Source organism: Pseudomonas asgharzadehiana (assembly GCF_019139815.1).
Taxonomy (GTDB): domain Bacteria; phylum Pseudomonadota; class Gammaproteobacteria; order Pseudomonadales; family Pseudomonadaceae; genus Aquipseudomonas; species Aquipseudomonas asgharzadehiana.
The window spans coordinates 2,793,336-2,808,911 of the sequence record NZ_CP077079.1 but is presented as its reverse complement, the minus strand read 5'-3'; the positions used below and the strand labels follow the sequence as shown (position 1 = coordinate 2,808,911).

The window sequence follows — 15,576 nt, the reverse complement described above, 5'->3', positions numbered from 1 at the left end:
CACGCCATAGCCCTCAATTAAGAAATCAGTTTCTCAAGATCATTGGCTGATAGACGTTTGAGGGCCTCCAGAGATTTAGTCAGTTCATCCTGCAAAGGCTGTAAATCGCCTTGCAGGCCCTGTAGTTCACTGCAGAATTCGCCCAGGTTTTGTGTGCCGAACAGCAGGTTGAGCGGAACATCCAGCTCCAGTTGCTGGCGAATGCGCATGACCACTTGCGTCGCCAACAACGAGTGCCCGCCCAGCGCAAAGAAGTTGTCGTTGAGCCCCACTTGCGCGATTTCCAGCACGCTTTGCCAGATCTGCGCCACCTGTTGGGCCAGCTCGCTGTCCGGGGCCACGTAGGCCTGGGCCGCCTGCCCGGCGTCCGGCTTGGGCAGCGCCTTGCGGTCGAGCTTGCCGTTGGGGCTGAGCGGCATACGCTCCAGAACCTGCACATGGTTGGGCACCATATAAGCAGGCAGCGCCTGGCCCACATGTAGCTTGAGTTCAGTGGCCGGGGCTGGGTGTTCGCGCCGACCTTGCTCGCCAAGCACCACGTAGGCCACCAGTGACGTATCGTCGACGGCTACCACCACCGCCTCGCGTACATGCTCATGCTCAAGCAGCCGTGCTTCGATTTCCCCCAGCTCGATACGCAGGCCGCGCAACTTGACCTGGTGATCGATACGCCCGGCGTATTCGATGACCCCATCGGCGCGATAGCGCGCCAGGTCACCGGTGCGGTACATACGCTGGCCCCGCCCTTGCGGGCTGACGACAAAGCGCTCGGCGGTCAATGCCGGGCGCTGGTGATAACCCCGCGCCAGCCCTTCACCCGCCAGGTACAGCTCACCCAGCACGCCCGCCGGCAGCGGTTCCAGATTGGCATCCAGAATGAAGCACGCGAGGTTGGCGATCGGCCGCCCGATCGGCACGCTGTCACGGCCCTCGTCAAGGCACGTCCAATGGGTCACATCGATGGCCGCTTCGGTCGGGCCGTACAAGTTATACAGCCGCGCCTTCGGCAGCCGCGCGAACACCTGCTGCTGGGCGTCCACCGGCAGCGCCTCGCCGCTGCATACAATACGGGCCAGGCTCAGGCAACTGTCCACAGCGTGCGCCTGCATGAACGCCTGCAACATCGAGGGCACAAAATGCAGGGTCGTCACCTGCTCACGGTTGATCAGCTCAACCAGCCGTGACGGATCACGGTGGTCGCCGGGAGCAGCCATCGCCAAGCGAGCCCCTGTCATCAATGGCCAGAAAAACTCCCAGACCGACACATCGAAGCTGAACGGGGTTTTCTGCAAGACCGTGTCCGCGGCACTGAGCCCGTAGGCCTGCTGCATCCAGCACAACCGATTGACCAGCGCCGAATGCCGGTTGCCCGCGCCCTTGGGCTTGCCCGTGGAACCAGAGGTGTAAATCACATAGGCCAAGCCTTCGGGGTGCACGCTGACCCGCGGGTTGGCGGCACTGTAACCTTCAAGCCAGGTGGCCGGCTGGTCCAGCAGCAGGGTGCGCACACCGGCGGCGAGCGGCAGGCCATCAACCACCCCCGCTTGACTCAGCAACAACGAGACGCCGCTGTCCTCGATCATGTAGCGCAGGCGATCCTGCGGGTATTCCGGGTCCAACGGTACGTAGGCGCCCCCCGCTTTGAGGATGGCCAGCAAGCCGACCACCATTTCAATCGAGCGCTCCAGCGCAATCCCCACCAACCGCTCAGGGCCCACGCCGGCTTCGATCAGCTTATGCGCCAGGCGGTTCGCCCGCGCATTGAGTTGCGCATAGCTCAGACGCTCGTCGGCAAACACCAGCGCCGTGGCGTCGGGCGTGCGCAGCACTTGCTGCTCGATCAGGTGCTGGATGCTGCAGGTCAATGGGTAGGTGGTTTCAGTGGCGTTCCAGCTGTCTACGATCTGTTGACGTTGCGCACCGTCCAGCAAGCGCAAATCGCCAAGCCTGGCCTGCTCGCTGCTGTCCGCCATTTGCAGCAACAGGTGCTGAAGGTGCCCGGCCAATTGCTTGACCACGCCAGCATCGAAGTGTTGGCGGTCATAGGCAAACTGCAGCGACAGCGTCTGGCCGGCGTCGACCAGCACCGTCAACGGCACACTGGTCTGCTCATGGCTGCTGACCTCGCCAAACGCGATGCCCGCCGGCGCACCCTGCTCCAGCGCTTGCGACACGGGGTAGTTCTCGAACACCAACAGGCTGTCAAACAGAGCGGTGCCGCCATGCCCCGCCCAGCGCTGGATATCAAACAAAGGCGTGTGCTCGTACTCACGCAAGGCCAGGTTGAGCGACTGCACGTCTTGCAGCCAGGCACTTACCAACTGTTCACTGCGAGGGCTGGCGATCACCGGCAATGTATTGATAAACAAGCCGACCTGCTGCTCGACACCCGCCAAATCGGCGGGACGCCCCGACACCGTGGCACCGAAAGTCACGGTCGGCTGCCCGGTATACCCCTGCAACAGCAGCAGCCAGGCACCTTGCACCAGGGTGTTGAGGGTGACTTTGCGAAGTCGGGCAAAGTCGCCAAGGCGCTGGGTGTGCTCGCGATCAAGCAGCTGCTGATGGCTACCGTGGCCAGGCTGCGACTCACTCTGCGGCGCGTCAAGACTGCGCGCCAGCAAGGTCGGCTCCTCCAGCCTGGCCAACTGCTGCTTCCAGAACGCTTCGCTGGCAGCGTCGTCCTGACGCTTGAGCCAGGCAATGTAGTCGCCATAACTGCCCGTGCGCGGGGCCGGAGCTTGCCCGCTATAGCGTTGCAACACCTCGCCGAGCAACTGCGAGTTACTCCAGCCGTCCATCAAGATGTGATGGCTGGTATAGATCATTTCGTAACGTTCGGGAGCCGTGCGAACCACCGCCAGACGCAGCAGCGGCGGCCGTGCCAGGTCGAAGCCCTGATGCAATTGCTGTTGCGCCAGCGTCTGCAGGGCGGGTTCCAGATCCGCGCGTTCAAGCCAGTCATGGGTTTCGAAGGGCAACTCGGCGTGACGCTGAACAATCTGCAGGGGCTGCTGATGTTCGCTTTCCCAGATAAACCCGGTGCGCAAGACATCATTGTTATTGACGCTGTCTTGCCAGGCCGCTCGAAAACGCTCGACGTCGAGCCCCTGGACGGCAACGCGCATCTGGTTGATGTAATCGCCACCGTTTTGCGCAAGGCGACTGTGGAACAACATGCCTTGCTGCATCGGTGACAAAGGATAGATATCGGCGATATCACGCGCAGGAACTGCCAGGCGGTCCAATTGCACCTGACCCAGGCCAGCCTGGAGGAAGTCCGTAGGCGTGACGCCTGCCGCCCTCCCGTCACAGCAATGTGCGATCAGCGCCTTGAGTTCGAGCATGTACTCGTCCGCCAGCCGCTGCACGGTGGTTTCAGCAAACATCTGCGTGCTGAAACTCCAGTCCATGCTCAGCTCGCCGGCGTAGACCCGACCATTGAGCGACAGCCAGTTGCTTAGTGGCGCCCGCTCGCTCTGCTCGGCACCCGCGAATTCTGTAGCAGGGACGAACAACGAGGTTTCATCGAACTGGCCGTCGAACTGCCCCAGGTAATTGAAGGTGATCCGCGGTACAGCCAACTGGCTAAGTGCCGCACGGGACGCCTCATCGCCCAGATAACGCAACACGCCAAAGCCGATGCCCTTGTGCGGGACACCGCGCAATTGCTCCTTGATCGCCTTGATCGAACCGTCCAGCGAGACTTCGGGTGTAAGGCGTACCGGGAACAAACTGGTGAACCAGCCCACGGTGCGGGTGACATCCAGGTTGTCGAAGAGTTCTTCACGCCCATGGCCTTCCAACTGGATCAGCGCACTGCTTTGTGCGCTCCAGCGCGACACCACGCGCGCCAGCGCCGTCAGCAGCAGGTCATTGACCTGGGTGCGATAAGCCGCGGGGGCCTCTTGCAGCAACTGGCGGGTCAGCGCCGGGTCCAGACGTGACTGCACGGTTGCCGCATAGCGGTTTTCCAGGCTGCCCTCGATGTTGTCACACGGCAGTTCGCCAGTGGCGCCCTGGGCCTGCCAGTACGCGAGTTCAGCCTGCAACTGGGTACTTTGGGCGTATATCTGCAAACGCTCGGCCCATGTTTTGAAGGCGCAAGTCTTGGCGGGCAAGCGGATGGTTTGCGCGCCATGAGCCTGACGGTAGGCCAGTTGCAGATCCTCCAGCACTATGCGCCAGGACACGCCATCGACCACCAGATGATGCACAACCAATAACAGGCGCTGGCTGCCGTCGGCCATGTGCGCCAGCAATGCGCGCAGCAGGCCTCCCTGCAAGTCCAGCGAACGCTGGGCGCGATCGGCCCACTGCGCAAGCGCCTGGCTGTCGTCGACCTCGGCTTGCCACAGCACCACCGGCCGGTCAGCGGGTGAGCGGTGGCTGGCTTCCCAGCCCTGTGCGCCCTGGCTGAAACTCAGGCGCAAGGCATCGTGATGCCCGATCAGCGCCTGCAGCGCCTGCTCCAGTGCCTCGGCCTGCAAGGCCTGGGCAGGACGCAGCAACACCGACTGGTTCCAGTGATGGCGCTCGGCAATAGCCTGTGCAAAAAAGTCCTGTTGAATCGCCAACAGCGGTGTGGCGCCCGTCACCGGGCCCTGTTCGACCACGGCCTGCGGCGGCGCATGCCGCGCCACGCGTGCCAGGCCCTGTACGGTTTGATGGGTAAACAGCTCTTTGGCGGTGAAGTGAATACCGGACGCACGTGCGCGGCTGACCAACTGGATAGAGACAATCGAGTCACCACCCAGCTCGAAGAAGTTGTCGCTCACCCCCACCTGATCGAGTTTCAACACCTCCTGCCAGAGCCCAGCCAAGCCTCGCTCCATTTCATTGCGAGGCGCCTGATAGCCCGCCAGGGCAGGCTGTAATTCAGGTACCGGCAACGCTTTGCGGTCAAGCTTGCCGTTAGGCGTCAGGGGCAAACGCGCCAGCGTGACCCACTGCGCCGGCAGCATGTACTCGGGCAAGGTCTGCTTGAGCCAGTCACGCGCGTCTTCATGCAACGCCTGCGGCGCCGGCTGTTCAGACACCAGGTAGGCGATCAAACGGGTACCGTGCTCACCGTCATGGGCGACCACCACGGTTTCGTCGATCGAGGGGTGTTGCAGCAGCCGCTGTTCGATTTCCCCCAGCTCGATCCGGAAACCACGCACCTTGGTCTGGTGGTCGATACGTCCCAGGTACTGGATGTGACCATCGGCCAGGTAGCGCACCAGGTCACCGGTGCGATACAGGCGCTGCGCCCCCGCCCCGAAGGGGTTCGGCACAAAGCGTTCCGCGGTCAGGTCCGGACGCTGCAAGTACCCACGGGCGATACCGGCGCCGGCCAGGTACAACTCGCCCGCCACGCCGATCGGCACCGGCTGCAAATGCTCGTCAAGGACATAGCTGTCGGTACCCGCCAACGGCCGCCCGATGCTCGGCTGCCCGCCCGCTACTCGTCGCACATACGTCGAATAGGTAGTGTCTTCGGAAGGGCCATACAGGTCGTACACATGCTGCAGCGTCGGGTGACTGTAAAGCGCGTCGACCAGTGGCTGCTTCAACGGCTCACCGGCCAGGTTGATGATGCGCACGCTGGCGGGGATTTGCCCGGCCGCATGCAGGGCGGCAATCGCCGACGGCACGGTGTTGATCAGCGTGACGCGATCGCGCGCCGGCAAATCGGCGAGGGCCAGGGCGTTTTCGGCGAGCACAAAGAAGCCACCGCTGCCCAGGGTCACAAACAGTTCCCAAACCGACAGGTCAAAGCAGATCGAGGTAGACGCCAATACGCCCTGCAAGTCTTCGCGACGATAGACCCCCTGGGCCCACTGGACCAGCGACACCGCGTTGCGATGGCTGATGGCGACGCCTTTTGGCTTGCCCGTGGAACCCGAGGTGTAGATGACATAGGCCAGGTTGTCGGCATGCGCGAGTGCAGGCAGGTCGGCACAGTCCGGGGCGCTTGCATCAACGTCTTCGGGTACGACCACCAGCACGTGCGCACCACCAACCTGGGCCGGGTCATTGCTCAGCACCAGGCGCGCCTGGCTGTTTTCAAGCATGTAGGCAATGCGATCGGCCGGGTAATTCGGGTCCAGCGGCACGTAGGTGCCTCCCGCTTTGAGCACCGCCAGGAGCGCCACGACCATTTCCACCGAACGTGGCAGCAACACGCCCACGCGAACCTCAGGGCCTACGCCACGAGCCCGCAGGCGTCGAGCCAGGCGGTTGGCGCGCGCATTGAGCTGGCGATAGTCCAACGCCTGCTCGCCAAACAGCATCGCCAGTTGCTCGGGACCTGCATCGGCCTGAGCTTCGAACAGCTGGTGCAGGCCGCCGTCGAAGGTGGCCGGTAGTTCAAGGCTGTTCCAATCGCGCAGGATAACCTGGCGCTCGTCGGCGCCCAGCAGCGGCAATTCGCTGATCGCCTGTGCAGGCTGGCTGACGATAGCGCGCAACAGGTTCTGCCAGTGGCGCGCCAACTGCTCGACGGTGCCGCGTTGGAACAAGTCCGTGGCGTAGGTCAACGACGCCGCCAACCCGCCCGCCACTTCCACCGTATCCAGGGTCAGGTCGAATTGCGCCGTGCCACTGTCCCAGGCGATGCCTTCAATGGACAGGCCCGACAACCGGACCTGGCGTTGCTCGCGGTTCTGATGGTTGAACAGCACTTGGAACAGCGGGCTATGACTCAGGCTGCGCTGGGGCTGCAAGGCCTCGACCAGTTGCTCGAACGGTAAGTCCTGGAACGTTTGGGCCTCGAGCACCGACTGGTGAACCTGCCGCAACAGGGCTGTGAACGACAGCGCGTCGCCGAACTCGGCGCGCAGCACCTGAGTGTTGACGAAAAACCCGACCAGCCCCTCGGTTTCCAGGCGATTGCGGTTGGCCACCGGCACGCCGACACGGATATCGTTCTGGCCGCTGTACCGGTGCAGCAGCATCTGGAACGAGGCCAGCAACACCGTGAACAATGTGACCTGTTCGCGCCGCGCCACCTGCTGCAAGGCGCTCGCCAACTCGTCAGGCAAGGCGAAGTCCAGGCGGGCGCCTCGAAAGCTCTGCTCGGCCGGCCGGGAGAAATCGACCGGCAACTCCAGCACCGGCTGCTCGCCGCCCAGTTTGTCGAGCCAGTAGGCCAATTGCCGCGCATTGTCGCCACCGGCGACCCATTGGCGCTGCCAGGCGGCATAGTCGGCGTATTGCAAGGGCAAGCTCGCCAGCACGGGCTCGCTGCCCGCACAGAATGCGGCGTAAAGACTGACCAGTTCGTCGACCACGATCTGCATCGACCAGCCATCAGAGACGATGTGATGCTGGGTGATCACCAGCACATGGTGGTCTGCGGTGATCGCAAGCAATTTGACGCGCATCAGTGGCCCGTTGAGCAGATCGAACGGGCGCTGAATCTCCGCTTCGACACATCGTTGGATCTGCGCAGCTTCCACGTTTTCTCGCAGCACCGGCAGTTCAACGTGGGCATGGATCACCTGCAAGGTACGTTCGCCCTCCTCCACGAAGGTGGTACGCAACGCCTCATGCCGCTGCACCAGTGCCTGGAACGCTTGTTCAAGCGCAGGCACATTCAATTGGCCGCGCAAATGCAACGCCGTCGGTACGTGATACGCCGCACTGTGCGGATCCAGTTGCCAAAGGAACCACTGACGCTCCTGGGCCGACGACAGCGGCATCGGCGCCCCACGCTCCATCGCCACCATGGGAACACTGTCCTGCGCCTGCAGGCTCTCGCAAGCCTGGGCAAAACCCAGCAACGTGGGATGCTCGAACACGCTGCGCAGCGGCACTTCCCGCTTCAGTTCATGGCGCACACGGGAGACCACCTGGGTCGCCAACAGCGAATGCCCGCCACGCTCGAAGAAGTGGTCACCCAGGCCGACCTGCTCAACCTGCAACACCGCCTGCCAGATGGCCGCGAGTTGCTGTTGCAGAAGGCTCTGCGGCGCCAGGTAGGCGGCCCGCGGCTGATTCAGGTCGGGCGCGGGCAAGGCGCGGCGGTCGAGCTTGCCATTGTTGTTCAACGGCAAGGCGTCCAGCAGCACCCAGTGCGTCGGCACCATGTAGTCGGGCAAGGACTGGCGCAACACCGCTGCCAACCCTTGGCCGTCGATGCCGGCCTCACGGGCGACGACATACGCCACCAGTTGCGCGCCGGCTGGCCCGGCCACGGCAATCACTGCCGCCTCGCGCACCTGCGGCAGCGCTTGCAGGCACGCCTCGATTTCGCCCATCTCGATCCGGAAACCACGGATTTTCACTTGATGGTCGATGCGCCCTACGTATTCCAATGCCGCGTGTTCGTTGTAGCGCGCCAGGTCACCGCTGCGGTAGAGCCGCGCGCCGGGCACACCGGAAAACGGGTCCGGCACAAAGCGTTCGGCGGTGAGCGCCGGGCGGTCGAAATAGCCCTGGGCCAGGCCGGCCGCGGCGCCGATGCACAACTCACCAACGCCGCACGTCGGCAGCAACTGAAACGCACTGTCCAGCACGTACAGCGTACGCCCGTCGATAGCGTGCCCGATCGGCATGCCAAAGGTGTCATTGGCATCCGCCAGCTGACAGTCGTGCACGCTGGACACCACGGTGGCCTCGGTCGGGCCATAGGTGTTCACCAGGCGCACGTTGCCCAACCCCGCCGCGTGCCAGGCGCGTACGCCCTCCACCGCCATGGCTTCGCCGCCCACATGCACCTGGCGCAGGCTACCCAGAGCGCGGCCGTCAACGGCGCACTCCTTGGCCAGCAAGTACCAATAGGCCGCGGGCAGGTCGGCGAGCGTCACGCCCTGGTCGACGATTTCCCGAGCCAACTGCCCGGCATCCCACAGTTCGTCGCCGCGCATGATCAACGCCGCGCCGACGCACAACGGCGGGTAGCACTGTTCGACAAACCCGTCGAAGCTGAAGGTCGCAAATTGCAGCACGCGGTCCGCGGGTGTCAGTGCGCTGTAATGCGCCGCCGTTTCACAGAATTGGCCGAGGGCGGCATGGTCGATGGCCACGCCCTTGGGCCGCCCCGTAGAGCCGGAGGTGTAGATCACGTAGGCCAGGTCTGCCGCCATGGCCTGATTGGGCGGGTTGGTGGCCGGGTAGACGGCCAGTTCCGCACCCGACACGGTGAAGTCGACGCGCACCAGGGCGGCGGGTAACGGCAGATCCTGCAGCAACCCGGTTTCGCTGAGCAACAGGTCGAGGCGGCTGTCGGCCAGCATGTAGGCCTGGCGTTCGTTCGGATAGTTCGGGTCCAGCGGCACGTACGCGGCGCCACTCTTGAGCACCGCGAGCAGGCTGACGATCAGTTGCGGCCCGCGCCGTGAGGCCAGGCCGACCCGCTGCCCCGGCCCGACACCGTGCGCCAGCAGGCAATGCGCCAGGCGGTTGGCCCGCTCATTGAGCTGGGCATAGGTCAGGCGCTCATCCCCGGCCTGCACCGCCAGTGCGTGCGGCGAGGCCTCGGCCTGGGCCGCAATGCGCTCGTGCACACGGTCATGACGGGCCACCGAACCCAGCGATTGGCTCAGGGCAAGCAGGTCGCGCTGCCCGGCGGTGTCGAGCAGTTGCAAACGGCCCAACGGTGCATTGGCATCCGCCACCCATTGCACCAGCAGGTGCCGCAGGTTGGCGGCCAGTTGTTCAACCTGGCGCGCGCTGAAACGCGCACGGTCGTAGCTGAACTCCAGGCGCAGGCTGGCGCCCAGTTCTATCCCCAGGGTCAGCGGGTAGTGGGTGCGTTCATGGTTGTGCATCCGCCCGAAGGTCAGGCCTGCCGGTGCGCCTTGCTTCAGGGCCTCGGCGACCGGGAAGTTTTCAAATACCAGCAGGGTGTCGAACAAGGCGCCCTGTTGCCCGGCCCAGCCCTGGATGTCGTAGAGCGGCACGTGTTCATGGTCGCGCAGGCTTACGTTCAAGGCTTGCAGTTCACGCAGCCGGTCGCCGGTGGATTGCGCAGCCGAAAACGTGCTGATGATGGGCAAGGTGTTGATGAACAGGCCCAACTGCTGCTCGATCCCCGGCAACGGCGCCGAGCGCCCGGCGACAGTGGCGCCGAAGGCCACGCAGTCCTGACCGGTATAGCGTTGCAGCAAGAGGCTCCAGGCGCCCTGCAGCAGGGTATTGAGGGTGACTTTCTGTTGACGGGCAAATTCGCTCAGCTCACGCGTTATGGCGTCTTCCAGCACGAGCTGATGCTCAGCCGTGCCGCCGCCGTCAACCGGTGGCCGCAAGGCTTCTGCCAGCAAGGTCGGCGCCTGCAACGGTGCCAGGGCGGCTTTCCAGAACGCCTCGCCCGACCCTTGCTGTTGCAGCCAGCCCAGGTAGTCGCGGAACTGCCCCAACGGTGCCGGTACGGCCTGGCCGGCGTAGTGGGCAATGACTTCACCGAGCAACTGGGCGTTACTCCAGCCATCCATCAGGATGTGATGGCTGGTGAAGATCAGATGCCAGGCCTCGCCGGCACCGCGCACCAGCATCAGGCGAAACAACGGCGCGGTATCCAGCGCAAAACCTTGCTCGCGTTCGGCGCCAGCGAGGGCATCGAGGTCGGCATTGAGGTCTTCAATCACGTGCAACTGCACGTCAACCTGGCGCTGGATCAGTTGGTGGGCGCTGTCCAGGCCCAGCCAGTGGAAGCTGCTGCGCAGGATGTCATGTCGGTCCAGCGCAGCCTGCCAGGCGCGGCCGAACGCCAACAGGTCGAGGCCCTGGATATCCAGGCGCAACTGGTTGATATAGGCCTGGGCGTCGGGCTCATACAGGGTGTGGAACAACATGCCCTGCTGCATCGGCGACAACGGGTACAGATCGGCGATGGCCGGCCCCGCCACGGGCAATGCGTTCAATTGCTGCTGGCTCAGGCGCGCCAGCGGGAAGTCCGAAGGCGTGGCCTGCCCGGCCGGCGTGGCGCAGCAATGTTCGATCAAGGCCTTGAGTTCCGTCGCGTACTCATCGGCCAGGCGCTGGATGGTCGCCGTGTCGAACATCTCGCGGCTGAAGCCCCATTGCAGCGTCAGTTCGCCGCCATACACCTGCCCTTCCACGGTCAACCAGTTGGCCAGCGGCGCCTCGGGGTCCTGGGCTTGGCCGCTGCCCTGGGCCGCCGGCACAAACAGTGCCGACTCGCTGAACTGGCGGTCGAACTGGCCCAGGTAGTTGAAGGTGATACGCGGCGCCGCCAGGCCCGCCAGGGCTTCACGGGCGGCCGGCGCTCCCAGGTAACGCAACAGGCCATAGCCGATGCCTTTGTCGGGCACGGCGCGCAGTTGCTCCTTGACCGACTGGATCGCACTGGACAATGGCCCCTCAGCCTGCAGGCGCACCGGGAACAGGCTGGTGAACCAGCCAACGGTACGGGTCAGGTCAAGGCCATCGAACAGGTCTTCGCGGCCGTGGCCTTCCAACTGGATCAAGGCACCGGGCTGACCGCTCCACCGGCTGACGACACGTGCCAGGGCGGTCAGCAGCAAATCGTTGACCTGCGTGCGATAGGCCGCCGGCGCTTCTTGCAGCAACCGGCGGGTGTACTCGGCGTCGAGGCGCACGTCGAGTTTGCTGCCCAGGCGGTTTTGCAAGCCGCCGTGGGGGTTGTCGCAGGGCAAGTCCATGTCGGCGGACTGGGCCTGCCAGTACGCGAGCTGTTCATCGAGGTTCAGGGCATGGGCCTGCAACTGCTGCGCCCACTGCTGGTAGGCACTGGTCTTGGCCGGTAGCGATGCCTCGGCATACGCCTGCTGCACGTCTTCAAGCAGGATGCGCCAGGACACGCCGTCAATCACCAGGTGATGGACCACCAGCAACAGGCGCTGGGTGCCGTCAGCCATGTTCACCAGCGCGGCGCGCAGCAGCGGCCCCTGCTCAAGGTCAAGGCTGCGCTGGGCTTCGTCGCAGAGCGCGGCCAGCTCAGTGTCATCGACGGCATGGGATTGCCACAGGGCAGGCCCGGTGACCGGCGCGCCATGAGTTTGCAGCCAGCCGTCGGCCCGTTGCGCAAAACGTAGGCGCAGGGCGTCGTGATGGTTGAGCACTCGGGTCAGGGCGGCTTCCAGGCGCGTCGGCTCCAGGGCTTCACGCGGGGTCAATAGCAACGACTGGTTCCAGTGCTGGCGCGCCGGGATGGCCTGGGCAAAAAAGCTCTGCTGCACCGGCGTGAGGATCACCTCGCCGCTGACCGGCCCCTGGTCGATAACGCTGGCCTGCTCCAACGTCGCCACTAGCGCCAGGCTGCGCACGCTCTGGTACTGGAACAGGTCGCGCGGGCTGAGGCGAATCCCGGCCTGGCGCGCACGGCTGACCACTTGGATGGAGATGATCGAGTCGCCACCCAGCTCGAAGAAATTGTCTTCCAGGCCAACGTGCTCGACACCGAGCACGTCGCTCCAGATCGCCGCAAGGGCTTTTTGCAGAGCGTTCTGCGGCGCGACAAACCCCTGCTGCGGCGTGGCGTCCGGCAACGGCAGCGCCTTGCGGTCGAGTTTGCCATTGGCGGTCACCGGCAGCTTGGCCAGGTACACCATGTGGGTCGGCACCATGTATTCCGGCAGACTGCCGAGCAACCAGGCCTTGAGGTCCGTCGGCGCTTCGCCGTCCGGCACCAGGTAAGCCACCAGTTGCTTGCCGCCCTGCACCAGCACCACCGCCTCACGCACGCCGGGGTGTTGCATCAGGCGTGTCTCGATTTCGCCCAGCTCGATACGCAGGCCACGCAGCTTGACTTGATGGTCGAGGCGCCCGAGGTATTCGATGACACCGTCGGCACGTTGGCGCACGCGGTCGCCGGTGCGGTACAGGCGCGCGCCGACGGCAAACGGGCTGGGCACAAAACGTTCGGCGGTCAGCGCCGGGCGCCGGTGATAGCTGCGGGCCAGGCCGGTGCCGCCCAGGTACAGCTCGCCCGACACGCCGGCAGGCACCGGGTTGAGTTGGGCGTCGAGTACATAGGTGCCGAGGTTGGCGATCGGGCGACCGATAGGCACGGCGTCGCGGCCTTCGTCGGTGCAGGTCCAGTGGGTGACGTCGATGGCTGCTTCGGTGGGGCCGTACAGGTTGAACAGCCCGGCCTGGGGCAGTTTGGCGAACACTTGCACCTGCGCATCCAGCGGCAAGGCTTCGCCGCTGCACACGATGCGCTTGAGGCTGCCGCAGGCCTGCACGCCCGGCTCATGGATAAACGCCTGGAGCATCGAGGGCACGAAGTGCAAGGTGGTAATGCCATGGCGGCCGATGGTGTCGATCAGGCGGGCCGGCTCGCGGTGTTCGCCGGGGGCGGCAATGACCAGCCGCGCGCCGGTCATCAGCGGCCAGAAGAACTCCCAGACCGAGACGTCAAAGCTGAAGGGGGTTTTTTGCAGCACCGCGTCGCTGGCGTCGAGGCTATAGGCCTGTTGCATCCAGCACAGACGGTTGACCAGCGCGCGATGGCTGTTGCCCGCGCCCTTGGGCTTGCCGGTGGAGCCGGAGGTGTAGATCACATAGGCGAGGTTCAGCGCCTGGATCGTCACGGCCGGTGATGCGCTGCTGTAACCGTCAAGCCAACCGGTTGCCTGGTCCAGGACCATCACACGGATTGCGTCGGTGGGCAGCAACGGCAGCAGGCTGTGCTGGCTGAGCAGCAATTGGATGCCGCTGTCCTCGATCATGTAGGCCAGGCGGTCCCGGGGGTATTCGGGGTCAAGCGGCACGTAGGCGCCACCAGCCTTGAGAACGGCCAGCAAGCCCACCACCATCTCCACCGAGCGCTCAACGCAAATGCCCACCAATGCATCGGGGCCCACGCCCTGTTCGCGCAAGGCATGGGCCAACCGGTTGGCGCGGGCGTCGAGCTGGGCGTAGCTCAACGTGGTGTCGCCGAACACCAGTGCCGGGGCCTGCGGCGTGGCCCGGGCCTGGTCTTCGAGCAACTGATGAATGCCGCGCTCGGTCGGGTAGGTTTGGGTGGTCTGGTTCCAGTCCCGAACCAGCACCTGCTGCTCTGCGGCGGTTAGCATCGGCAGTTCGCCGATGCGCTGCTCGCCGTCGGCAACCATGGCCTGCAACAGGCTGATCCAGTGCCGGGCCATGCGCTCGATGGACGACGCGTCGAACAGGTCGTTGGCATAGGTCAGCGCGGCGTGCAGGGTGCCGGATTTTTCATAGGTATCCAGAGTCAGGTCGAACTGGGTGGTGCGGCCCTGCCACTCCACCAGTGCCAGTTCCAGGCCGGAGGCGGTACTGACGGACGCGATATCGGCGACCGCCGGCTGGTGGTTATACATCACCTGGAACAGCGGCGTGTGGCTGAGGCTGCGCTCGACTTTCAGGGCTTCCACCAAGCGCTCGAACGGCAATTCCTGATGGGCCTGGGCGCCGAGCGCGTGCTCCTTGATGCCTTGCAGCAACTCGGCAACGCGGGTTTGCCCGGTCAGCTCGGTGCGCAACACCTGGGTGTTGACGAAGAAACCGATCAGCCCTTCGACTTCACTGCGGTTACGGTTGGCAATCGGCACCCCGACACGGATATCGCCCTGGCCGGTGTAACGGTGCAGCAGCACGTTGAAGGCGCCCAGTAACAGCATGAACAGCGTGACGTTGTGCTGTTGCGCGCAACTGCGCAGCTGCGCGGCCAGTGCCGGCGCAATCGCGAAATTATGACGCGTGCCCTGGTAGCTGGGCATCGCCGGGCGTGGGCGGTCGGTGGGCAGTTCCAGCACCGGATGCTCATCGCCCAGGCGCGCCTGCCAATATTCCAGTTGACGCGCCTGCTCCCCGGCTTCCAGCCAGCGGCGCTGCCACAGGGCGTAGTCGCTGTACTGGATGGGCAGCGCCGGCAATTGCGGCGCCTCGTTGCGCTCATGAGCGTCGTAAAAGCGGATGAACTCGTCGATCAGCACGTTCATTGACCAGCCATCGGAGACGATGTGGTGCAGGGTCAGCAGCAGCACGTGTTCCCGAGCATCCAGCTTGAGCAACTGCACCCGTAGCAGCGGACCGTGCTCCAGGTCGAACGGCAACAGCGACTGGTGGGTCGCCGCATCATTGACCGCTTGCTCACGTGCCGCCGGCGCCAAGCCGGTCAAATCTTGCTGTTCAATCTCCAGCAACGGCTCCAGGGCGACCTGCCGCAGGCGCTCATCGGGCTGGCGCTGGAATACCGTGCGCAAGGTCTCATGCCTGGCCACCAGGCCGGCGAACGCCTGCCGCATCGCACTCAAGCTCAGCTCGCCCTTTAAACGCACGGCGCCTGGCAAGTTATAGGCGCCGCTGGCCGGGTCCAATTGCCACAGAAACCACATGCGCTGCTGCGCATAGGACAGCGCCTGGCGGTCCTCGGCCTCTACCCCTGCCGGAATCGGAAACCGCGAGAAATCGACCCCTTCTTTCTGCAGTGCCTGCAGGAACAGCTGGCGCTTTTCCAGGGGTAACCCGATAAACCGGCGAGCAAGTTTCAAGGAGTCTTCAGCATTCATTTGTTGGGATCCGGAGCAATAGGCAGGAAGCACAAAGGCACGTCGTCCCTATAAAACGAATCGCAAAGGGAAAAATTAGCGGCGGCTGGAAGGCTGGGAAGGAGGCGTCATCAAGGGTTACATCAATTTC

1 protein-coding gene is annotated in these 15,576 nt (G+C 64.4%); it reads right to left on the bottom strand.

Annotated elements, in window-relative coordinates; genetic code table 11:
• Positions 1-17: 17 nt before the first annotated feature.
• Entirely contained in the window at positions 18-15,446 is a 15,429-nt protein-coding gene (locus KSS96_RS12865) for a non-ribosomal peptide synthetase (protein WP_217856389.1), read from the bottom strand.
• Between the last annotated feature and the right edge of the window lie 130 nt (positions 15,447-15,576).